This window comes from Brevibacillus fortis, assembly GCF_003013395.1.
GTDB classification, from domain to species: domain Bacteria; phylum Bacillota; class Bacilli; order Brevibacillales; family Brevibacillaceae; genus Brevibacillus; species Brevibacillus fortis.
Genome location: NZ_PXZM01000012.1, coordinates 190262 through 212380, shown reverse-complemented (window position 1 = coordinate 212380; position 22119 = coordinate 190262). Strand labels below are relative to the sequence as shown.

Annotated in this window: 19 protein-coding genes; 5 read left to right on the top strand and 14 right to left on the bottom strand. The window is 45.2% G+C overall.

Translation table 11 applies throughout. The features are described from left to right. Positions 1–19: 19 nt before the first annotated feature. Entirely contained in the window at positions 20–1405 is a 1386-nt protein-coding gene (locus C7R93_RS09315; protein ID WP_106838569.1) for an SMI1/KNR4 family protein, read from the bottom strand. Positions 1406–1430: 25 nt separating this feature from the next. Here C7R93_RS09315 and C7R93_RS09310 point away from each other — a divergent pair, with 25 nt between their 5' ends. After that, the gene (locus C7R93_RS09310) at positions 1431–1868 is read left to right on the top strand and encodes a DMP19 family protein (RefSeq protein ID WP_208637809.1); all 438 of its coding nucleotides are present in this window, start codon (positions 1431–1433) and stop codon (positions 1866–1868) included. A 38-nt stretch (positions 1869–1906) separates the two neighbouring features. Here the strand turns inward: C7R93_RS09310 and C7R93_RS09305 are convergent, their stop codons facing one another. Then, positions 1907–2455, bottom strand: coding sequence for a hypothetical protein (locus tag C7R93_RS09305; protein ID WP_106838567.1), 549 nt, complete (start codon positions 2453–2455; stop codon positions 1907–1909). 304 nt (positions 2456–2759) lie between these two features. Between C7R93_RS09305 and C7R93_RS09300 the strand changes: the two genes are divergently transcribed. Beyond that, entirely contained in the window at positions 2760–4259 is a 1500-nt protein-coding gene (locus C7R93_RS09300; RefSeq protein WP_106838566.1) for a malate:quinone oxidoreductase, read from the top strand. A gap of 152 nt (positions 4260–4411) precedes the next feature. On the opposite strand, the gene C7R93_RS09295 is transcribed toward C7R93_RS09300, so the two are convergent. Continuing rightward, a complete protein-coding gene (locus tag C7R93_RS09295) occupies positions 4412–7525 on the bottom strand; it encodes a S8 family serine peptidase (RefSeq protein ID WP_106838565.1) in 3114 nt (1037 codons plus the stop codon). Between the two features lie 231 nt (positions 7526–7756). On the opposite strand from C7R93_RS09295, the gene C7R93_RS09290 reads away from it, so the two are divergent. Further along, positions 7757–8845: an ankyrin repeat domain-containing protein gene (locus C7R93_RS09290; RefSeq protein WP_106838564.1), complete on the top strand. Its 1089-nt coding sequence runs from the start codon at positions 7757–7759 to the stop codon at positions 8843–8845. Between the two features lie 375 nt (positions 8846–9220). Further along, entirely contained in the window at positions 9221–10696 is a 1476-nt protein-coding gene (locus C7R93_RS09285; protein WP_106838563.1) for an RtcB family protein, read from the top strand. 78 nt (positions 10697–10774) lie between these two features. On the opposite strand, the gene C7R93_RS09280 is transcribed toward C7R93_RS09285, so the two are convergent. The 9 genes from C7R93_RS09280 to C7R93_RS09240 all read right to left on the bottom strand — a co-directional run bounded on the left by C7R93_RS09280 (position 10775) and on the right by C7R93_RS09240 (position 18560). Beyond that, the gene (locus C7R93_RS09280; protein WP_106838562.1) at positions 10775–11950 is read right to left on the bottom strand and encodes an esterase-like activity of phytase family protein; all 1176 of its coding nucleotides are present in this window, start codon (positions 11948–11950) and stop codon (positions 10775–10777) included. A gap of 184 nt (positions 11951–12134) precedes the next feature. After that, a complete protein-coding gene (locus C7R93_RS09275; protein ID WP_106838561.1) occupies positions 12135–13454 on the bottom strand; it encodes a sensor histidine kinase in 1320 nt (439 codons plus the stop codon). A gap of 23 nt (positions 13455–13477) precedes the next feature. Next, positions 13478–14164 (bottom strand): response regulator transcription factor, encoded by a 687-nt coding sequence (locus tag C7R93_RS09270; protein WP_106838635.1) that lies wholly within the window; start codon positions 14162–14164, stop codon positions 13478–13480. A 151-nt stretch (positions 14165–14315) separates the two neighbouring features. After that, the gene (locus C7R93_RS09265; protein ID WP_158264014.1) at positions 14316–14900 is read right to left on the bottom strand and encodes a WD40/YVTN/BNR-like repeat-containing protein; all 585 of its coding nucleotides are present in this window, start codon (positions 14898–14900) and stop codon (positions 14316–14318) included. Positions 14901–15081: 181 nt separating this feature from the next. Next, positions 15082–15471: a VOC family protein gene (locus tag C7R93_RS09260; protein ID WP_106838559.1), complete on the bottom strand. Its 390-nt coding sequence runs from the start codon at positions 15469–15471 to the stop codon at positions 15082–15084. Positions 15472–15525: 54 nt separating this feature from the next. Further along, a complete protein-coding gene (locus C7R93_RS09255) occupies positions 15526–16386 on the bottom strand; it encodes a helix-turn-helix domain-containing protein (RefSeq protein WP_106838558.1) in 861 nt (286 codons plus the stop codon). Next, entirely contained in the window at positions 16383–17270 is an 888-nt protein-coding gene (locus tag C7R93_RS09250; protein WP_106838557.1) for a TIGR01777 family oxidoreductase, read from the bottom strand. Before C7R93_RS09250 ends, C7R93_RS09255 begins: the two co-directional genes overlap by 4 nt. Positions 17271–17355: 85 nt before the next feature. Next, positions 17356–17898, bottom strand: a complete 543-nt coding sequence (locus tag C7R93_RS09245; protein ID WP_244191486.1) for a GNAT family N-acetyltransferase — start codon at positions 17896–17898, stop codon at positions 17356–17358. Between the two features lie 92 nt (positions 17899–17990). Beyond that, the gene (locus C7R93_RS09240; protein WP_106838555.1) at positions 17991–18560 is read right to left on the bottom strand and encodes a hypothetical protein; all 570 of its coding nucleotides are present in this window, start codon (positions 18558–18560) and stop codon (positions 17991–17993) included. A gap of 157 nt (positions 18561–18717) precedes the next feature. On the opposite strand from C7R93_RS09240, the gene C7R93_RS09235 reads away from it, so the two are divergent. Then, entirely contained in the window at positions 18718–19314 is a 597-nt protein-coding gene (locus C7R93_RS09235; protein WP_106838554.1) for a TetR/AcrR family transcriptional regulator, read from the top strand. 49 nt (positions 19315–19363) lie between these two features. On the opposite strand, the gene C7R93_RS09230 is transcribed toward C7R93_RS09235, so the two are convergent. Together C7R93_RS09230 and C7R93_RS09225 are read right to left on the bottom strand one after the other, a co-directional pair. Then, positions 19364–19999 carry a DUF1266 domain-containing protein gene (locus C7R93_RS09230; RefSeq protein ID WP_106838553.1) on the bottom strand — a complete coding sequence of 212 codons (636 nt, stop codon included), beginning with the start codon at positions 19997–19999 and terminating at the stop codon, positions 19364–19366. 22 nt (positions 20000–20021) lie between these two features. Further along, entirely contained in the window at positions 20022–22013 is a 1992-nt protein-coding gene (locus C7R93_RS09225; RefSeq protein WP_106838552.1) for a J domain-containing protein, read from the bottom strand. Positions 22014–22119: the final 106 nt, after the last annotated feature.

The following is a 22119-nucleotide window of genomic DNA, read 5'->3' as shown; positions in this document are numbered from 1 at the left end:
TTTGTTGCTGGTATGTCTCTTAGGCTTCTCGCAGCTGCTGAATCACTTCCGCTGCGAACTGATCTGTAAACCGGATGTGTCCATTTTTCTGTACGATCCGCCCTTCCTTCCTGCGACGGTCCAGCCATTCGCTGATCCATCCTGGGGCATACCCGCCTTGACCGAATTCTCCGCCAAAGGCGATCATTTTCTCATAGACAGCCAGGTACTGTTCATGACTGGTATCCGGGTATGACTTTGTGTATAGCCAAAACTGCACATCGTACATCAGATACGAGAGTTCATCCGCATGAAAAGAAAAATAGCCTTTTTCCTCTACAATCCGTGTACAAATGCTACGTATTTTCTGATCGATTTGCTCCACTTCCGATACTGGCGTGCACAACTCCTCCAGCAAGGAAGAAAATTTCCCGTGGGCTACTTTATTGAGAGCCGCTTCCTTGTCCTCCTCGGAGGTATCGTATTCTTCTTCGCTCACCAAGCCTCTGATAAACGCCTCGAAATTTTCAGCCAGGAAAGTAATCTCATAATCGCTTTCCTGATCGACGTGAATGACTTCGGGTTCACCATCTTTCCCACATGCCCGGTAATCCAGCATGACTACGTCGTGACCTGCTGAAGGACAATCACAGATGACGATTCCAATGTCGGGATATCCCCATTCCTCAATCATAAACAGGCTACCAAGATCCCCGCAGAGCGAATAGCTTTTCTCACGGCCAATGCCTAGAATGCCCGTAATGGCAATGTGGTCCTCAGCCCAGGAGGTAGGGTCCTCTGTTGGAAAGCACGTGTTTTTCGGAACTCCGCCATTCTGCTGCCTCATTAGTGCAAGATAGGAGGCAGGGAGCTTGTATCCCAGCTCTTCCTCGATCGATGCGATCAGTTCATCCGTGGGTGGCTCGGATAGATAGGACTTCCTCGCGTACTCGCTGTCGTCCCAAAAGTCTTCAAATGACATATTTGAAAAAGGAGCTTCCTCCGCTCCTGAACCACGAGATTCAACAGCTGCTGCCTTTTTGGCTGCTATCCGACTCTCTTGTCTTTGCTGCTTTTCCGCTTTTTGCAAGCTCCACTTTAACCATGATTCGGTATTCTGATTACCGGTTTCTAACTTGTCTGAGGTACGGAATGACTGTGCCGCCTCTTCATATCTTTTCAAATGATAGAGGGCAAAACCTACCCGAAAGTGCCAGACTGGATCTTGTTGGCCTGCTTCAGTAATATTCTCCAATTGGTTGAGCGCTTCTTCATAAAGCCCTAAGTTGTTATAAGCTCTGCCCAGTCGGCTGATTGTCTCATAGTCTCGTTCCTCCTCGGGAACAGTTAACAGCAAGTCCACTATTCGCTGGTGTTCGTCTTCTTCATGCCAGCGATTCAATTGTTCGATAAGTGCCTGGTCCATTGCAGCCTCCTAAACGATTCTTTTTATTAGAAATTTTCGGGTTTGGTTCGATTTTGCCGCGGCTTTTGTGCAGAAAAAGAATGTTTCGGGCTGGAACACACTGACTTCGCAGGAACAGGAAATTGCCGCCTTATGGCTACTGGAAGCCGATGTGTATAACGGCGGGTTTTTGCAGTTTTTTTGCAACTGGGGAGAAGAGGCATATATCTACGCGGTACGGGCGTTACAAGCCATCGGGGCAGTCCATGCACTGGAAATCGTCCAGTCCGGATATGACTGCATCGAGCACTTATCGGAAGACAACCGCCTCACCCAACTCTGGGATATTCCACAGTTCCTTACCGAGGAAGAGGCAGAACAGCTGGATAAGCTTGATCAGAAATTCTGGGAAGACCAAGATCGTATTGCAGAAGTTGCACATCGCTATTACGTACAGCAGCTGGGAATACCCACCCCATCATAAGGTGACGGGGGTGGGTACTATCAAGGAGAAGTCGACACCTATTCAACAGCACTAGCCCCTTCTGGTTGGAGCATAAGCAGCAGTTCCTGAATAGCGGGAGCGAGTTTATCATTCCCTTCCATAATCGCGGTGAAAACAGGAATGGCGCCTTTTAGCAGCAAATAACTAAAAGAAAAATAGCTGAAAAATGATTCCTGCTCATAGCCCCGTGGCTCTTCTTCTTCCCACCATAATTCATCGTCTTCTTCGTTCTCTGGCCACAAGTACTTTTCGTCCAGTAGCTCGTTCATGGTCTCAACCGTATTTTGTGAATCGATATCTTCCACGGGTATAGCAGAAGCTACAGCCAAGTACAACTGAATTTCATTCAAAGAGACTTGCTCTGGCTTCTGTTTGGCAAGCTCCTGCAAGAGTATAAGCAGCACCCACGGCGTCGTCTGCCACAAGGTGCTTTGGTGCTCGATTAAATTGGCCAATTCTTCATATTGCCCGGTCTCTATGAGCCGCGGAATGTCCGTCCCTCTTCCATAGGCCGTCGTCAAACGCTGCCACGGAATGCTGGTTGTCGTTAGGGGTAAAGTGTTCATCTCTATCTCTCCTTCCACGTATCTCCCTCAAATTCGTTGTATTTATTAGTCACCTTTGTTCTCCATTTTTGCCGAAAACCCCTCTTGCAAAAAAGCTAAGTTAAGGCAATGTGGATAGCCTTCTTACATTTTTACCAACATTAAATAGTTATTAATCCTCTAATTATAATAGATAATTGAATCAATAAATAATTTCTATGATATAGTTATAGTTGTGAAAGGTAAGATGTTTTCGTAGCGTCTTGCAACGGGGCAAGGAGCTACTACTTCTTTTTTACAAAAACAGTAGATAAGGAAGGGTAATATGAGCTCCATACAGCAAAAAACAGACGTTATTTTGATTGGTGCAGGGGTCATGAGCGCAACTCTGGGAGCATTACTGAAAGAATTGGCACCGGAGTTGGAAATCAAAGTTTTTGAGAAACTCGCAAAAGCAGGCGAAGAAAGCTCTAACGAATGGAATAATGCGGGTACTGGCCACGCGGCACTCTGTGAGCTGAACTATACATCCGAGAAAGCTGACGGGTCTATAGATATTAGCAAAGCGATTAAAATCAATGAACATTTTCAGCTGTCCAGACAATTCTGGGCTTACCTTGTAAAAAACAATCTCATCCAAAATCCGCAAGACTTTATCATGCCAATACCTCATATGAGTATGGTACAAGGCGAAACGAATGTAAGCTTTTTGAAAAAACGTTTTGAAGCGCTGGCAAACAATCCTCTGTTTCAAGGGATGGAATTCTCCGATGATCATGAAAAACTGATGAAATGGATTCCGCTTATCATGGAAGGCCGCGCATCGAATGAACCGATTGCTGCAACCAAAATCGACTCTGGAACGGACGTCAATTTTGGTGCTTTGACACGCATGTTGTTTGATTACTTGAAAACAAAAGATGTCGAGATTAACTACAACCATGCTGTTGAGGATATTAAGCGTACGAGCGACGGCTTGTGGAATTTGAAAGTATATAATATCAATACTGGCAACATCGAAGATCATGCTGCCAAATTCGTCTTTATCGGCGGTGGGGGCGGAAGTCTGCATTTGCTCCAAAAAACCGGAATTCCAGAATCGAAACATATTGGCGGTTTCCCGGTAAGCGGACTGTTCATGGTCTGCAAAAACCAGGATGTTGCAGAGCAGCACCATGCAAAAGTGTATGGAAAAGCTAAGGTCGGTGCTCCTCCAATGTCTGTACCGCATTTGGATACCAGATATATCGATAACAAAAAATCCTTGCTGTTTGGACCTTTTGCGGGATTCTCGCCAAAGTTCTTAAAAACAGGTTCCAATATGGATTTGATCACTTCCGTAAAACCGAACAACGTCATCACGATGTTGGCGGCAGGCGTAAAAGAAATGGGATTGACCAAATACCTGATCGAGCAAGTTATGTTATCGCATGAAAAGCGCATGGAAGAACTACGAGAGTTCATTCCGAACGCGAAAAGCGAAGAGTGGGATATCGTGGTAGCGGGCCAACGCGTGCAAGTTATCAAAGATACGCCAGCTGGAAAAGGTACCCTCCAATTTGGTACAGAAGTTGTTAGTGCCGCTGATGGCTCCGTAGCTGCATTGCTCGGCGCATCTCCAGGTGCTTCTACAGCCGTTCAGGTTATGCTTGAGGTATTAGAAAAATGCTTCCCACAACGTATGGCAGAGTGGGAACCGAAAATCAAAGAAATGCTTCCTTCTTATGGCGTGTCACTCATGGAAAACCAAGAGCTTTTCCAAGAGATTCAACGTTCAACAGACGAGGTGCTGGGTCTCGTCGAAAAGGAACTGGCTTATAGTTAATTAGTTAATGGCAATCACATGGAACCTTTGATCCGTCTTTGGATTGAAGGTTCTTTTTTTAATCTCGCAGAGTAGGAGTAGAGGCTGAAACATAAAGGCCCCGCCACACATCATGGCGGAGCCTTCCTTCATCTATTAAGCGTCATACCAAACTACTCCACTACTGCCTCCAACGTCACTTCCACTTTCACAGTCCGCGTAACCGACTCATCTTCCTTGGAAGTAATCGTCACATACAGCGTAACTGTCTCTTCACCGTCGGCAGGCAGCTCCTTCAAAACCCCCTCATCGTCGATAAACGCCTCATCAGAGCTCTTTGTCACCTGATAAGTTACTTCATCGCTCTCTGCCGGCAGGGAAAGCACTGGCTGATCCAGCTCGGTGGTGTTCGCAATCTCAAACTCGAATTGCTCCTCGGCTTCCTCAACTACCTTGGACAAGACTGCGTTTTTATCAGATGCCTTAATCATGAAGGATTTCCAAGCCTCGTATTCTTTTACAATCTGCTCACCCTTCGGCTTGTTTTGGTCAACGCTTCGACCGACGAGCTTCAGCTTGTATTTGCCTGAATCCAGCTTCTTCGCTACTTGGGTACCATCGTAGTAGGTACCATCGAGATTAGAGAAGGTGATCGGGCCTGGCGCAATCAGCGCGTAGTTGTTAAACACAGATGCGAGAGTACCGATGTATTTATCGTCCATGTTCCATGCTTCAACAGAGATTTGGTTCACGTCTTTTGCTTGCAGCTCAGCTTCGAGCGTGAACGAATCCTCATTGCCATCGCCATCAGGCGTGATCGTCGTATCGGACAGCTTCAGGTTGTCGAAACCGAAGTTGGTATCCTCGCGCTTGTCACCCACATGTACTGCAAACGGCAGGCGCAGGTCAGGGTTGCCTTTCGCTTTCAGCAGGACTTCCCCTTCATATACGCCGTCTTTTGCATCGGAGTCAACGGATAGGTTGAGCTCAAATGTGGTCGCATCGCCTTTTTTAGCGGAGATGGAATCATCGGAGATTTCCACATCGATGTCATCGACATTTGGCGATTTGGAGCCTGGTTTGTATGGATCTGTCGTGACGGACGGATGCATGATCACTTTTGCTTCGTAAGAAACTTCTTTCTTGGACAGGTTTTTCAGCTGGAGCGTTTTCGTGACGGTATTGCTGCCAGCCTTCAGCAAGCCAAAGGAAACATTATCTGCATAATACGGGATGGTCTTCGGCTCAAAATCTTCGCCCAAAATGGTGAGCTGCTCGACCGTTGTCAGAACAGCAGGTGTTTTCGACGCGTCGTAGCCATTTACACGGCCTGCACCTTGGGAGTACACATCGTACAGCGTGCCGTCTGGGCTATACACCTGTTTTGAGGTGTTTGCGAGCGCTGCCTTGATATCCGAAGGGGTCCAGTCCGGATGTGCTTGTTTTAACAGCAGGGCGAGACCGGAAACGTGCGGAGCCGCCATGCTTGTACCGTTCAAACGGGCATATGCCTTGTCGTACTTGGCATCAGGGATCAGCTTGCTCCAAGATGGATAGCTGGACAGAACAGCTACACCTGGCGCAGCTAGATTCGGCTTGATGCTGTAATCGTCGCCCATGATTGGACCACGGGAGCTAAATCCGGCGATGCGGTCGCCAGGATCATTGGTGCTTGGGTATTTTTCAGAGAACGTAAACGTCAGAGTTTTCGCTTTTTCAGGGTCAGCCAGCAGCTCTTTTGCCAGTTTTCGGCCTTCCAGACCCTTCATGTCAAAGGTAGGGATCGCTTCGATCTGGTCACCCAGGATCGTGTTGACATAGCCCTCACGATCACGGATATCCAGGTCAGCTTGGCCATCCCCGTCGGCGTCGTTACCGTTAAAGACCACGATAGCGACAGCACCAGCTTTTCGGGCGTTCTCGATTTTTTCCGTAAAGCCGAGAGTACCGCGAGAAACGAGAGCGACTTTGCCTTTTACACTTGCCTTTTCAAAATCGCTGCGGGAGCCAAGGTTGGCATAGACGACTGGCAGCGGTTTGGTTCCGACGATGGAGGAGAAGTTATCCTTTCTAACCTGCCATGCCATCACAGGGAATTCGTAATTGGCTCCGAAGGACGAGGTTGCTGAGCCATCATATTGCACGGTAGGAGAGTCTACCGCTGCAACTGTAATCGGCAGCCTCGCACCAGAAGGTGATCCCGCCGTGTAGAAATGTCTGCCGCGTTCATCGTCGGCTGAATTCCCACCCGATACAACCGTGATCACACCAGACAGCACCGCGTTATTCACAGCGATGGCATCTGGAGAGTCAGAGTTCTTCTCCATAGAGGCACCAAGCGACAAGTTAATGACATCCATGCCGTCTTTCACCGCTTTTTCGATACCGTCGATGACCTGAGCGGAGCTACCGCCGCCTCGGCCCAATACGCGGTAGACGTAGAGGTCTGCACCGTAGGCAACCCCTTTTACCTGTACATCTGAGGTCTTGTTTTTAGCGCGTCCTACGATGGTGCCGGAGACGTGAGTTCCATGGCTGGAGCCTTCATATCCTTTTCCATCGCGGTCATCTTCCACAGGGATTGGTGCTTCTTCATAAGGATCTTTGTCATTGTCGAAGGAGTCATATCCGCCTTTATAGGCATCCTTGAGATCAGGGTGCTTGTAATCGACACCGGTATCGATGACGCCGACCTTCAATCCTTTTCCTGTCAGACCTGCTTTCCACATATCGAGAACGCCGATTTGTTGGAGAGGGGCCTGATCCCATTTGGTTGCCGATTGTTTCTCGCTGACGGCATCAATTTCGGGGAGCTCATAATACGTATTCTGATAAATGCGTTTAACCTGTGGCAGTCCAGCCAGCTCTTCTAATTCGTCGGCTGACACGGTTACTTCCATACCGTTGAATACATGCTCAAACTTGCGCTTTACCTTCAGTTTGACCTTGTTATCTTTTGCCTCATCGAGGAAGGATTCTTGCTCCTCCTCTACTTTTGCTCGCAATGATCTAACGGAAGATTCTGAACCTTCATCTTGTTTAGCTACGATCGAAGGCTCACTGTTCAGCTCAATAATGACACTGACATTTTTGCTGGAACTGGTGTTCAACAGAGGGGAGATTTTCGAGATTTCGGAGCCAAGCTCTACTTCCGCGTTGGTATATTCGTTTACTTTCTCCCAATCCTGTTCGCTAAACTCCGCCGCTGCCAGTGCATTGTAAGGAAGGCCACTCAGCATGAGTGTTGCTGCAAGCGTAAGAGAAGCGAGAGTACGCATCTTCTTCATCAGTCCACTCTCCTTAAAAATTATGTATAAGACGATTTGCATAAGTATTTCTCTTCCCGTAAAAATACTCCTTTTATTGGGAAAAAACTTTTTATCGACTGGATTCGTCAAAAATAGATAAAATTCCCTATATTTACAATCGAATTAAGGAGAATCAGGCAATTATTTGTTGTTTTTTGCCAAATAATTTTCTATATTTTTTACAAGACAATGGGCAGGAGAGGATAATTGATGATCAAGCTGAAAGATATCGGGAGGTTCGAAGAGCTGCCAGAAATCGCGATGCATATTTATCAAGGAAATATTCCGGCTTTGCAAGATGCTATTGCAGCCGGTTGGGATATAGAAGAGGGCATCGTGCTCAGCAAATACACGACGCTAAGTCCGTTGGAACTGGCGTTCGTATCGGAGAAATTGGAGGTTGTAAAGCTGCTGGTAGAGCACGGCGTCAATTTGAGTGTCAAAAATAATCCGGCATTTTTGCTTGCAGTACGCTATTGCAAGGAAGAGATTGTTCGTTATGTTGTAGCGCAAGGCGCCAAGCTGGACATGCTCAATCAAGTGCGCTCAGGCGCTTATTCGCAGGCTTATTATGGCAACAAAAAAAATATCCCGCTCATTCATGAGTTGGGATTGGATGTGAGACTGCATGGCGGAGAGGTATTGCGTCAAGCCGTGTCGGATCACGACCTTACGACCACCGCTTATTTGCTCGATCATGGGGTGGACATCAATTTTAACGAACCGGATATGGTGTATCCGTATCAAGCGACCCCATTAACGGTTGCCACGCGCATGGGGAATGTCGCCATGGTCAAGTATTTGATTGAACGGGGTGCGGACGTCATGATAGCGGAAAAGAGCGGCGAGCGACCTTATACCATAGCGGTCAGCAATAAAGATACTGTGTTGTCCGAGTATTTAAAATCGCTGGAACCTGCCGAGCTGCATGATGTGGAGAACAAGAAGTACGAGCTGCAAAAATATAAACTGACCGAAGAACTGATTGGTTTCCTTACCGGAGAAGAGCTGCGACTTGAGCTGGCGGAAAATGAATATGACATTGGGTACATCGACTTTTTCACATTGACGGACACCATTGAGATGAAGGTTGGTCGGCAAAAGCTGCTGCGTTTGTCTGCCGAAATCGACAACTACTCCCATCTGCATCTTGTGTGGAATCCGAAGCAAAAAGGTAGCATAGGCTGCTATGATGAGGAGCATAAGGAGTATGCGGATTTGTGCAGCTTTACGGAGTTCCTCGCGCAGCCGGAGGTGTACCTGATCAAGTTTATGGAAGGCGAGTTAGACTCGAAGTAATGGGTAAGATCAAACTGGCCCTCGATATTTCGGGGGCTTGACAGTTAAATTTATCCAATGATAAGATCGTGAGCAAGAAACGAAAGGAGGAGGATTTAAACATGTTCGCATACGTAACCAAGACAAAACAACTTAGCGACAAGATCCAACTCCATAGGTATGCCTTTTACGCAATTGCGCGGCTTAAGGGTGCGCCAACTCCGTTTCCCATAGACTGCGGATAACCCCCTTGTGATAACACAATAGCTCCAAGCGTAAAGGCTGCGATTCAATGCTGCATTTTTCATCGAGGAATGAAGAAATGAGCATGAAGGCGGCTTTTTCTATTGGTAAATAAAGAACATACGTTCCTATAAAAGTGAAGGTGGTTTTATATTGAGCAACACGCTGATTAAATATTTCATGAATCCGGAAGTAAAAGTAGAAAACAATGCGGTAGAGGAGCTTCATCGACTTTTGGAAATGAATGAAACAATTGCAACACTGCAAAAGCATTCACCCGATTATTTTGACGATCCCGATGCTGGGGTTTTGGAAGTAGCTATTACGCCTGATTTTCACAAAGGGAGCGGCGTTCCTGTGGGCACGACGCTGTTTACCCGTGGTTTTGTGCTGCCGCAAGCGATTGGCAACGATATTAACTGCGGGATGCGTTTGTATGTCACGGATTTGTGCGAGGAACAGATTCGAACACATCTGGATGCCATTGAGCGGAATGTCCGCCATGTATTTTTCGAAGGAGGCCGCAATATTCCCATGACACGGAATATGCGCGAAAAAATGTTCAAGGAAGGTCTGATCGGCATACTGGACAGCCACAAAGAAGCGAATGGAGAGGGAATTTGGCGTTATTACAATGAGAAGCAGCAGGAGCTGGATTTGAACCATGTTAATAAAATGGGGTCTTTTATCGCGGAATCGACGATTGGTCTCGATGACTTTCTTGGTCCTGCCGAGCTTTCCCGAGATGCACAAATCGGCTCGCTTGGCGGAGGGAATCATTTTTTTGAGATTCAGGTGGTCAAAAAAGTACACCAGGGCTCTATCGCCAGCCAGTGGGGGCTAAAGGAGGGGCAAGTCGTCCTCATGATTCATACCGGCTCCGTTTCCATTGGTTATAACAGTGGTGCATGGATCAAAGAGATGCTGAAAAAGATGTACCCGACTTCCTTGAAGCATCCGGATAATGGTATGTATCCACTGCCTCTTTCGGAGCGTTCCCTGCCGCAGTGGAAAATGTTTTGGAGTCTCCTGCACAATGCAGCGAACTTTGCGTTTGCCAACCGATTGATGCTGGGGCTGATGATGTACAAATCGATTTCCGATGTATTGGGCGATTTTGAACACAAGCTGTTGTACGATGCCCCTCATAATTATTTGTGGGAAGAGCAGCTCGAGCAGGTGGGCGGATTTTTGCACCGAAAAGGGTCGTGTACGGCGAAATCGGCCGAGCAAATGATGGGCACGCCGTTTCAGTATACGGGCGAACCTGTTTTTATCCCTGGTTCGATGGGGGCGCACAGCTTTATTTTGGCGGGGCTAGGCAATCGGGACAGCTTGTTTAGTGCAAGCCATGGCGCTGGTCGTGCGCTCTCTCGCGGCGATGCTGTAAAAGTGAATGATGACAGGTTTCGCGAGTTTCTTGCCAACTTCCGTGTGATCAATCCGATTGATCCGAAGCGGGCGGATTTGCGCGGACGGAGCGATATTTTGAAAAAATGGGAAGAAGAGCTGAAAAAAGAGGCGCCTTATGCTTACAAGGATATTACTCCGGTCATTCAGTCACATGTTGATCATGGTATGGCTGAGATTGTGGCGGAAGTGGCGCCGATTGCTACGGTGAAAGGATAAAGGAAATAGAAACAGGGGCGATCCCTTAGTCATTTTCCTGACTTTTTGGGAAAGCCCCTTTTTTCTATACCTTGTTACTCACTTTTTAGGCAGAACTTCGAAAGCTAAAAACTGAGTGGTTTGTGTACTTGCGAAGTTGTTATCTGAAACCAGAACTAAGCTGTCATGTCCATTCGGAAGTTTGGGTCCCCACGTTATCCCTTCGATGTTATCAATATGCCGTAGACCTGATTTGGATAAGTCCAGAACCAGACGTTTTTTAACTGGAGTGATATTCTTTCCAAGTATCAAATCCAGATTGGAAATGTCAGAGGCACCAGCTGTATCAATCTCATATACACGAACATGGAAGGTGAAGGTTCCATCTGCTCCTTCAACGCCGGCACGTTCTGTCAGCAAGAGCTGATGATCATTGACAGCGAGAATACTCGTTACGCCATTATCCGCATACTTTCCAGGACCGGGTTTTGCAGGGATGGCATCAACTGGATAGGCATATTGTGATTTCAAGTTTCCATTGCGATCATATTGCGTGATGCGCGAGAGCGATCCAGCGTTTACCGTTGGGAGTCCCCCATCCTGATAGACAGCGTTTTCCATGGCAACCCAAAGCGATGAGCCGTCAGGAGAAAAGCTGAGACCTTCAAAGGTTTGGTTTTGGCGAGGTCCGATTTCGTATTTGGGAGACATGGTGAATAGCTTGTAAGCTGGGAAAGAAGACAAATACTTCCCATCTCTGGTCGCATGCTTGACAGATGGATTCATGCCATGCGTTCGGCTGCCTTCCGTTGTATACCAGATGGTTCCATTCTTGGGGTCTACCGCAATATCCTCCAAATCCGGGATTTCCCCACCTTGCGTAGCGAATAGCTTTTGATTGGGATATTCACTTCCATTCGGTTGCTTTAAAAATGTGACCCCTGATAGCTGAACCGATTGAAACTGCTTATGGTCGTAGGCTAATTTTGCCTGGTAGAATCGCGCAGGGCTTTTATCAGACCGATCATCACTGATGATGAGCCACTGTCCTTGTTTTGGATCATAATGAATACCTGAAAGTCCTCCAACAGTCGTTCCTTCAAACTGCTGGTTAAATGGAATGGTCTTTTCTCCTATAAAAGAAAGGCTGCCTACAGAACGTGCTTTACCATTATGGACATTAGCTGAATCCGTACCGGAAGCATGGGTTGGACCGTAACCGAAAAGGGTCGAGAGTACGAGTGACGCCGTTAGCGTATACATCCATTTTTTCATACGTTGTCTCCTTTTCAATCTGCTGCTGATTTCATGTATGATCCTACCATGCTTATATTGAGAATTGACTTTTCCCATGTTAAGGAAGTGTAAGGGAATGAAAAAAACTCGACATGTATTTTTGTCGAGTCCACAAAGAGCAAAGCGGTGGAACGACCGATTGCCCTTGGTACATTGGGTTTGGTTAAAGGATAAAGATGAAGGTGATGCTTTCGCTCTCGTCGCTTTCAGCGTAAATCTCGCCACCAAGCCTCTCCATAATGGTTTTTGCTATAGAAAGGCCCAATCCATGATTGCCATTTTCATACGTACGTGCAGTGTCTGTGCGATAAAACCTGTCGAACAACTTGGGTAAATCCTGTTTGGACAAGCCTTTGCAACTGTTTTTAATAGAAAAGAGGATACGCTTTTTTACCTTTTTCAACCTTATTTCAATATAGCTGTTTTGTTCAGTATATTTGAATGCATTATCCACTAATATGGTGATGACCTGGTTGATTTTATCTCTATCACTTTTTATCGTTAAATCAGGCTCTATATGTTGAATAATTTTTACACCTTTCTCAAAAGCTACGGCTTCCATTGACAAAATAATATTTTTCACAGCTTGGCTTAAATCAAACGAAGAGTATTGCAGTTTCACTTCCGCCTCATCATTCTTAGCCAAATATAAAAGTTCATTTACTAGCTTGGTCATTCGAGATGTTTCATTTCGGATATATTCCAGCCATTTTTTCTGGCTTCTAATGGTATCATCCTCGTTTGTCATCAATGCATCATAATTTGCTGAAATAATGGCCAAGGGTGTTTTTAGTTCATGTGAGGCATCCGCTATAAACTGCTTCTGTTTGTCCCATGAGATAGAGATAGGCTTGATGGCTCTGTTTGCAAAATACATACTAATAAAGTAAATGACGAACAGCATGATAAAACCTACTGAAACAAACGTTATGAGCAGGCCTGTAAGTGTTTTGCTGTCATCCGTTACATCCAAAAACACAATCTGATAAAGATTATTCTTCTGATCAATAGAACTGGGATCGTCCACAGTCCATGTTTGCCCGCTGTCTCTGGAATATTGCATCTTTCCGTTTTCATCCATTCTTACCATTACAGGACTTTCGGAAATTCTATACATCCAGTCTTTACCATCCAGACTGATAACGGAATTATTCTTTTTCTCTTGCCACGCAAGATTCGCAGCTTGTTTATAGGTTTCATCTGCCATGTCGATAAACGAGTTAACCTTTTGAAGCGCACCATGAGCGTCAACCTGTATATGAAAAGACATGGAATAATTCAAGGAAAGAACAGTTTCCCCCATTTTGGATAAAGTAACATCCATTGTCGGTGATCTGACAGATAAACTGTTCAGTTTGTTCACATTTTCGCTTTGAATGTTGTTGTACGTAATGAGATAAATGATAAAAAATGCCGTTATCATCAATGCTGATATGATCGACATATTGAGTATCAAGAATTTTTTGCGCAATTGTTTAAACAAAGCTATACCACCCGCTTACTTATCTATTTTGCGCTTTCTTTGGACGTTAAATAGTACCCTACGCCTCGCTTGGTTTGTATGGACACATATGATTTTAAACTGGTTAATTTCTTCCTTAAAAAAGAGATATATACTTCTACATGGTTGTCCTCGGCATCGGTATCATATCCCCAAATTTTTTCAATAATGCTGTCTTTGGAAGTAATGCCGTTCCGTCTGTGAATCAATAATTCCAGCAACTGACATTCTTTCAGGGTTAATTTAAAATCGCTTTTTCTGCAACGAAGGTTAAGGGTATGGGGGTTTAACTCGATATCGCCGTACTTTAAGACGTTATCACATATCAACTCGCTTTTTCTGCGTCCCAGTGCCCTTAAACGTGCCAACAATTCCTCTGTTGGAAAAGGCTTGGCAAGGTAATCATCGGCTCCGCTGTCAAGACCAATCACTTTGTCTGATGTTCCGCCTTTGGCAGTTAACAGGATAACAGGGGTATCTATACCATTCTTTCGCAATTCTTTCAGCACGGCTATGCCATTCATTTTTGGCAACATGATATCGAGAATGATGAAGTCGTATATACCGGAAAGTCCACAATCCAAACCGTCTTCACCATTAAAAGCCAAGTCAACACTGTAATGATTTTTTTTCAAAACCTGTTCGATTGCTTCCGCCATATGCTTTTCATCTTCCACCATTAAAATTCTCATGCGCAGCACTCCGACCAGTAAGGTAATCAAGCTGTAAGAAAACATAGCATGCAAAAACGATTTTCTGCTAATAGGTTTTTATATGGAGTATTATGCCATAAAGCAACCATAACACTCGCAAGTGTTATGGTTGCGATACATAGATAGAGTCTTAGTTTTTGTTGGGTGCTTTATCGTTCCAGCTTTTTCCTCCATCTGTAGAATATAGCGTAACTCCATTTTCGATTTTTACCATGATATCCATCGAGTTGTCTGCATTGTGTAAATCGGCATTCTCCACAGCTTCAATGGTTGCGATGCCATCTTTGAAGCTGGTGACTTTGAAAGCCTGGTCCGTAGAAGTCGGTGTAAATTCGTTCCAGGTTTTGCCGTTGTCTGTGGAATAGAGATTAACCCCGTCTTCCGTTTTTACCATGACATCTTTTACTGTGATGGACTTCGAGCTGTCTGCATCACTCAAGTCACCGGCAGCTTCGACTGTTGCGACGCCATCTTTGAAGCTGGTTACTTTAATTGCTTGGTCCGTAGAAGCTGGTGTAGTTTTATTCCAAGTTTTTCCGCTGTCTGTGGAATAAAGGTTAACTCCATCTTCCGTTTTTACCTGAGCAGTAATTTCTGTTCCGATTTGTGGCGTACTCGCGGCAAAAGCTGTAGCTGTGGCTAGCATCAGCGCACCCACACTGCAGAGTGCCATACCTACCCGTTTCTTAGTTGCCAAGTTTACCAATTTGTTCATTTTCATAACCTCCTTTTTTTTGTAAGCAGTTAACTTACAAATTCATTGTAGCCCCGTAACCTTAATTGAACCTTAAACCAGAATAGGTGTTGTCACGATTGGATTTTAACGGTTTTATATACGTATACAAAAAGCCGATGCTCCCCACGTTAAGGAAACATCGGCGGTTATAGTATGTCTTCTAACAAGCAGCCTCTCCTTGTACTTCACTCACTAAGGCATGCGTATTCTCTTCTGTGTCTTTGAAGAAGGTCATCCAGGTTTCCATTTGTCCCATTTTGGCTACGAGATGGGGCTCGTCGATAAACGTAACATCCCTATTCGTTAATTCTTCAAAGGCGGTTTGAATGTTATCCACTTGAAAGTAAATGACGGAGCTAGCGTGTGCAAATTGCTCTTTTTCCGGCAGGCTCAGCATGAGGCGAAGTCCGTTACATTCAAAGAACGCCATATTGCCTGTTTGAAACAAAAGAGGGAGCCCAAGCTGCTCTTTGTAAAAATGGACGGCTTTTTCTAGGTTTTTTACAGGGATGCCGATCTGCCCTACTTTTTGAATCAGGTTCGTTTTCATGATAAAATCCCCCTTTTGTTCACGTCTCCTCATCAGCATAAACGAATCAAATGATTAGTTCTTATCCAAAATCACTTTTTTTCTGAATTGCAGAGGAGAAATGCCGACATGTTGCTTAAACATTTTGCTAAAGGATACGGGGTTACTGAATCCAAGCGCAAAGGTGATGTCTGTCATATTGAATTCCAGCTTGGCTAACAGTTGTTTGGCTTTTTGTATCCGGTATTCCGAAATATGCTGATGAGGCGTTTTGCCATACACTTGGGAGTACGCTCGCAATAAATGGTTGGGGGATAGACAAGCAATCTGCGCGATCTCATCGAGCCTGATTGGTTGATCATAAAAAGCTCGTATATAATCATGGGCGGTACTGATTCTTCGATAAAGTTCTTCACGCGTCGATTGCCGAAGCGCGTGCAAAGCGTCCATTTCTTTTCTTACATCGAAATGCCGGAGTAATAGGGTCCGCATAATCTTGTGATATTGTTCTTCATAACCGATGGAGTCCCGATCAAGGAAGGCGAGACTCTCTTTCAAACTCGCTAACTGAGAAGCGAGTGTATGGCTCGTAGGATAGGTTTTTTCAAAAAAACCGATTGAAGCCGATTCCTTGTAAGGATCACTGAGAAGGCGGTCTGTTGGTTCCACGAGCGTGCTTACAATCTCCTCGCCAAGACCTCGCTTAAAGAAAATGCAAAACGATTCCACTTCCTCATCTTCCTCGATGGAAATGGTATACTCCCCTTCGTTAAGTAAGAGATACCTGCCCTCTTCCACAGCAAAAAAGCCTTTACTCGTCTTGTAATGCGCCCTTCCATTCTGGAATGTCTTAATGGAAAGCTGCCCATCCCCTTCCCAGTAAAATTGCTTGCTTTTTGCGTGGAGAACATAGTTCATGGAATGCTTGTCGGTCATTTCAAGATTTCCTGCAACGTTTTATCGATGTGGGCAAAGCGGAACTGGTACCCTTCACGCTCAAGCCTTTCTGGAATAACCCAACGGCTTTTCAGCACCAGCTCTGTTTCCGTTCCGATCATCATCGCTCCCATTTCCAGCATCCATTTGGGAGAAGGCAGTCCAAAGCTACGATTCATCACGTTGCGAAAATGCTGCATGAACTCACGGTTTGTGACGGGTTGTGGAGAAGAACAATTGAATACGCCGCTTAAATCGGTTCTCTCCTTCAAAAAGAGAATGATCTGGAAAATATCTTCGACATGAATCCAGCTAAAACGCTGGTTTCCAGACCCTTGTACTCCCCCGAGTCCAAAGCGAACGAGATTTTTGTATGGATCGATAACTCCGCCGTTTTCCCCCAGCACGATTGCCATGCGTAATGCTACTTGTCTCGTTTGCGGCAAATCAAAGGAAAAGAAGGCAGATTCCCATTGCTTGGCGACATCGACAGAAAAGCCTGTTCCAATCTCCCCTGCTTCTTCTGTCATGGGGCGATCCTCCGCATGCCTATAGATGGTGGCTGTGCTGGAATTGAGCCAGAGTGAAGGCGGGTTTTTGCAGGCCGATATGGCATTGCCAAGTATGTGAGTGGTCTCTGTCCGAGATCTCAGGATTTCTTCTTTGTTTTTATCATGATAACGACAGTTGACGGATTTGCCCGCCAGATTGATGAGCAGCTCGGAATCTTCCAAAGCTTCCACGATTTTTGCGTGATTATCCCACGTTATATGAGGGGAAGTTCTTGCGATGATCAATACTTCGTAGCCAAGTTGATTGAATTTGTCTGCCAGATACTTGCCGATAAAGCCAGTGCCGCCAGCCAGGATGACTTTCTTTTTCATAAGATCAACTCGCTTCCTGCGGTGTGCGTATTTCTTACAATAATTGTAACATAAAGCGAAGTGGCGGCAGCATGTATCCGTCATTCTAGCGATTTTTTTGATAGACCATACAATACACAGGGACATTATCGATTTTTGTTTGTTCTCGTAACGTAAATCCGAGTTTTTGATACAAAGCTACATTCTCTTCCTTTTCCGTATCCAGCGCGATTCCCTGCGATTCGGGGTCATCCTGTGTGGTTTGAAACAGGTGCTGCATCATGGTTTTGCCGACCCCCTTTCCTTGAGCCTCCGGTTTTACCCCAATCATGATGAGGTAGTGGTGCTTCCATGATGGAGCGGCCGTTCTTGTAATGCGCATATAGGAATTAAGGAGGAGCAGAGTCTTTCCAGACAGTTGAAATACTAACGGAATCAACATGCCGATTAACAGGAAGCCCCCTTTTATATTCGGAAGCTTGCTTGTTTGTGGCTTCTCGACGACGTATGTGCCGAGTAAGCTGTCATTGTCAAAAATACCCCATACTTCCTCATGCAACAGAAAGCTCTTATCAAACAGAAAGGACAGAAAAGCTGTGACGCTCTTTCTTGCTTTGCTATCGAGCTGTGAATCACCAAATACATACATAAATAAAGGATCACGCGAAAATGCCCTGCTCATGAGTGATACGAATGCGGGTTTATCCGACTTTGTGAGTTTGGATAGGCGGTAGGAAGTCCTCATTTTTCTGTACCTGTGTTGTTGATTCCTTTCCCATAATGATTGACTGCAAAGCTAAATAATACTTTTACCATAAAGAATAAGCAGGTGATCAACAGAAACGGATGCATACCTGGGAGCAATGGGATCCAACCAAGGCCAATAGACAGGAGAATGCCTGCGACAAACAGTTGCGAACGATGCCCAAAAAGAGCATTCACAACAAAAGCTCCTACAATCGTATAAGCCCATACCCCTATGGAATACACGAGGTTTTGCTGTAAAAGAAATGCGACCAGGATGATATGAACGTGAATGGCGATAAATACAATTCGATTTTTTTTACGAGCCGCATAAAAATTGCTGGTTGAGATCGTAAAATTCGCTAAGCAACCAGAAAATATATCGAATACAAGCAACAATGCGAGGGTGCTGCGCCAAATAGGCAAGCTGTGCGTGAGTTCAGGGAACCTCAAATAGAGAGCAGTGGTCAGCGCTCCGCCGAACAGCAGGATGACTGCGATCGAGCCAATGCTCTGCTTTTCACCAAAGACGTCATGCAAAAAAGCAGGAATCCGTATTTGTTTCATGATAAGATCACTCCCATCTCACAGAAAATATGTAGTGAATGTAGTTAATTACTACAAAATAATTATAACTGTCGAAGTCTGTCCATTCAATGGTTATGTAGTGTATTTATTGAACTACTCTAAAACATAAGCTACACTACATAAAGAGGTGGAGAAGATGAACGGATTCGAACGTCGAAAACAGAACAAAATCGATCAAATATACAGTGCTGCCTTTCAATTGTTCTCCAAGCATGGTTTTCAAAAAGTCAGCGTAAATGAAATTGCGCAGAGCGCGAAGGTTTCTCCGGCGACCATTTATAACTACTTTGGGACAAAAGAACAGCTCTACGCGGACATGCTCATGAACTGGATGGACAAGCAGTTGGAGCAGTATGAGGCGATTCTCGATTCGGAGAGTTCTTTTCCTGAAAAGACAAAGGAGATCATGCTGCTGGAAGCCAAGAATTTGCATAACCTCTCGGATGAGTTTCAGAACGCCCCCTTTTCTGAACTAAGTGGTTTGCTGCAACGAATAGAAAGCGAATACGAGCAAAAAATCAGGCATTTTTTTATGAAGTTTGTCGGGCTTGGGAAGCAAGAAGGTTATATTCAGCGTGATCTGACAGAAGAAATGATGATGATGTACTTCACGATGTACAAAAATGAGCTGGGACGGCATTGGGAAGCATCGAATCGCGAGCGATTAACGCTGAGTATGGAGCAATGGGTGGAAATGTTTTTCTTTGGTGTGGTTGGACAGAAGAAGGAGTAGCAAGAAAGTAAAAAAGCTCTGCGCCCAAAATGGGGAGAGCTTATATTTATTAGCTAAAATTTGAAAAGTCTGTATGCCAGTTAGATTTCGATAGGAAGCAGTGTTTGGAAACAAAGGAGCGTGAAAAATTCCAATCATTTTGGCGTAGGTAATCCAGCGATGTTTGCGCAGTCATAAATTGATAGCCGGCGATATATCCCGTGATAAACTCGCTCCAGCTGTTATAGGCTTGCTGCGCTTGTCTCACAGCCTGTAGCTTAAACTGCCGAGCTTCCTCTTTGCTGATATAGCCGCCATTTTCCCATCTCGTACCACTCAAGTAGGTGGCCCAGGCATAATCATAGGCGGCAATTCCTTCAGCCGGGAGTCTTCGCAGATAGTAATGAACAACCTTTGCCTTGGCGACGCGATCCTGATCTGGTTCCAAGGAGTTGATATATTCCGCTCGTCCTGACTCCGATAACGCTGATAAGAAATGGTGAAGCCGGGCAAATTCTTTCCGCTCACCTTCATTTAGCATCCACGATAGTCTTTCTTTCTGACTCGCTGCGTCTCTTATTCCCCGTTTGCTATAGTTATCTTTTATTTCGATGTAGACCGTATCTGCCCCAATCGCAATAGCTGAATGCATACTGTAGGTAAAGAAGTGAAATTGTTTTTCCTTTTTACGCTTGAATGTGAACATGTATGAAAAAGTCCACTCCTTGTTAATAGACTCGAGTGATGATATACAGATTGTACAGTGACCCAAAGAAGAAACGACACAAGACCAAAAGAATCAGCCCATAGATATAGATCTCCAACGGCGTGCTCGGACTCGGGATCGTCGGGATCGTCAAATACTTTACCTCAACCATTTGATTCTGATTGAGCTTGTTGAAATCGAACAAAGAAGTCAGTTCCAAATCCTGTAACATTTTCTTTGTGTCCATCAGTACCTTAGGCGGTATATCCATTACCTGGCCCATTTCAAATTCTAAGATTCCGGTTTTTTCAATCTCGATCGTACTATGCTTCGTAATGACGAGGATGGGTGTATCGCCCAAGTAGCCGATTTTTACGTAGCCTGAAGGAGTAATTTTTCCTATGTCTCCAGTTTCATTAAGCGTCAAATAATTTTCGTATGCCGTGTAGCTATTTCCGTCTTTATCTGTTTTCGTATACTGATAGATTTTCAGACTACGGAGATTCGTTAACTTGGCCTGAACGAATTGATTGGGTCCAATCTGCTCCAAAGCTTCTGGCGATGATACGTTGACCAGTCCATCCTGAAGAAGCTTTACATTAGATGTGGGAGTGGACTTTGTATGATCTACATATGCGTTGTATAGAAGAGATTGAAAAAGCATGATGAGAGCAAGGGCCACCGTAGCTATGGTTACTTGAAAATGAATGGCTGGAAGTATTTGTTTATTCAAGCCTTTCCGTTCTCCCAGCTGTGAAGTCAATTGCTGCAAGGCATGCTTTCGTTCTTTGGCTGGCAGCTTCTTGACTTGCTTCAGCATGTTTGCGCGAATCTGGGTGAGCAAAATGAGCGCCTCGTAATCGTGCGGACAAGCTGCGAGCAGTTGTTCAAATGTGACTTTTGCCTGCGTCGTATTACCCAGCTTCAGCTGACACTTTCCGAGCAGGCTCAGTGCTTCCGGATGGTCTGGAAGTTGAGACAAGATGTACTCGCATTCCTTCTGAGCTTCGGTGAAATGTTGATTGTTGTACCAGATGTAGGCCCGAGTCAGGTAGCTGTCGATATCGTCTGGCTGAATGCTGATGATACGGGAATAAGCGTCAAGTGCACCGTCCGTGTCACCGATGCGCTGGCAATACTCTCCCTGAAGGCGAAGCAATTCGGGATCATCGGCAAATAAGGCAATAGCCGGGTTAAGTGAGTGGCTTGCTTGCTCCAGTTGATTTTCTTTCAAGGCTTGATAAGCTGCATCGCGGTAAGACAAGAACAAATCACGATCGAGATGGGTCGCCGCGAGCAAAGTGTCAAAACGCAATCCTGGCTCGTCTAGCTGTTTCAGATAGTATTGGCAGAATTTTTTCGAGTGCTTGTCCATATAAAAAGGCTTTTGAATAAGCTCCCGCCATTGAAAGCCATCCTCTAGTATTAACCACACGCTTTTGGGCAAATGGTGGTGCTCGTGCAGAAAGTGAAACAGACGATCACTTACGATTCTGCTCTGATGTATATTCCACACTAAGTCAGAACGGAGCAGCTTTGTCCAATTTTCTGGATTGATTCTGGAAGGGAAATCGTCGTACAAAGCTTTTACTTGTTCCATAAAAGTGTCTATCTGTTCAACCGGGTCATTGCGATCAAGTGTGGCGTCAATATGTTGAAAGGATAGCCGATGTTGAACAGTGAGAATGGGGGTGTCCTCTTCCACAACCGGATCATTGCGATCAAGTGTGGCGTCAATATGTTGAAAGGACAGCCGACGTTGAACAGTGAGAATGGGGTTATCCTCGTCCGTTTGTACAGGAGCTTCTGTATCGGCTGTGAATGTCACTTCTGCTTTTTGTATTTTCTCACGCTGCTTCGCCATTTTGATGGCCCGATCGTATGCTTCTCTCAGTTGCTGATAGCCCTCCGGATCATCTTCCGGGTGATGCATCTTCAGCTTTTTCGCATAGGCTTTTTTAATCGTCGAAATATCGTCGGTAGGATCAATGTCCAGTATCCTCCAAGTATTCACAAGTCGTCACGCCACCTTTTACATGTGATTCATCTGTTGCTTCATGATTATAATCTACTTAGGATAAATTTAACTATGATGGAAAAATAAAAAAGACGCAGACCTT

Bases quoted from the DNA above. Each gene is read 5' to 3' on its own strand.
- C7R93_RS09295 (WP_106838565.1), bottom strand. From the start codon at position 7,525: ATGAAGAAGATGCGTACTCTCGCTTCTCTTACGCTTGCAGCAACACTC.
- C7R93_RS09305 (WP_106838567.1), bottom strand. From the start codon at position 2,455: ATGAACACTTTACCCCTAACGACAACCAGCATTCCGTGGCAGCGTTTG.
- C7R93_RS09250 (WP_106838557.1), bottom strand. From the start codon at position 17,270: ATGAAAAAGAAAGTCATCCTGGCTGGCGGCACTGGCTTTATCGGCAAG.
- C7R93_RS09265 (WP_158264014.1), bottom strand. From the start codon at position 14,900: ATGAACAAATTGGTAAACTTGGCAACTAAGAAACGGGTAGGTATGGCA.
- C7R93_RS09240 (WP_106838555.1), bottom strand. From the start codon at position 18,560: ATGAAACAAATACGGATTCCTGCTTTTTTGCATGACGTCTTTGGTGAA.
- C7R93_RS09235 (WP_106838554.1), top strand. From the start codon at position 18,718: ATGAACGGATTCGAACGTCGAAAACAGAACAAAATCGATCAAATATAC.
- C7R93_RS09280 (WP_106838562.1), bottom strand. From the start codon at position 11,950: ATGAAAAAATGGATGTATACGCTAACGGCGTCACTCGTACTCTCGACC.
- C7R93_RS09270 (WP_106838635.1), bottom strand. From the start codon at position 14,164: ATGAGAATTTTAATGGTGGAAGATGAAAAGCATATGGCGGAAGCAATC.
- C7R93_RS09255 (WP_106838558.1), bottom strand. From the start codon at position 16,386: ATGACCGACAAGCATTCCATGAACTATGTTCTCCACGCAAAAAGCAAG.
- C7R93_RS09315 (WP_106838569.1), bottom strand. From the start codon at position 1,405: ATGGACCAGGCACTTATCGAACAATTGAATCGCTGGCATGAAGAAGAC.
- C7R93_RS09290 (WP_106838564.1), top strand. From the start codon at position 7,757: ATGATCAAGCTGAAAGATATCGGGAGGTTCGAAGAGCTGCCAGAAATC.
- C7R93_RS09230 (WP_106838553.1), bottom strand. From the start codon at position 19,999: ATGTTCACATTCAAGCGTAAAAAGGAAAAACAATTTCACTTCTTTACC.
- C7R93_RS09245 (WP_244191486.1), bottom strand. From the start codon at position 17,898: ATGTATGTATTTGGTGATTCACAGCTCGATAGCAAAGCAAGAAAGAGC.
- C7R93_RS09260 (WP_106838559.1), bottom strand. From the start codon at position 15,471: ATGAAAACGAACCTGATTCAAAAAGTAGGGCAGATCGGCATCCCTGTA.
- C7R93_RS09300 (WP_106838566.1), top strand. From the start codon at position 2,760: ATGAGCTCCATACAGCAAAAAACAGACGTTATTTTGATTGGTGCAGGG.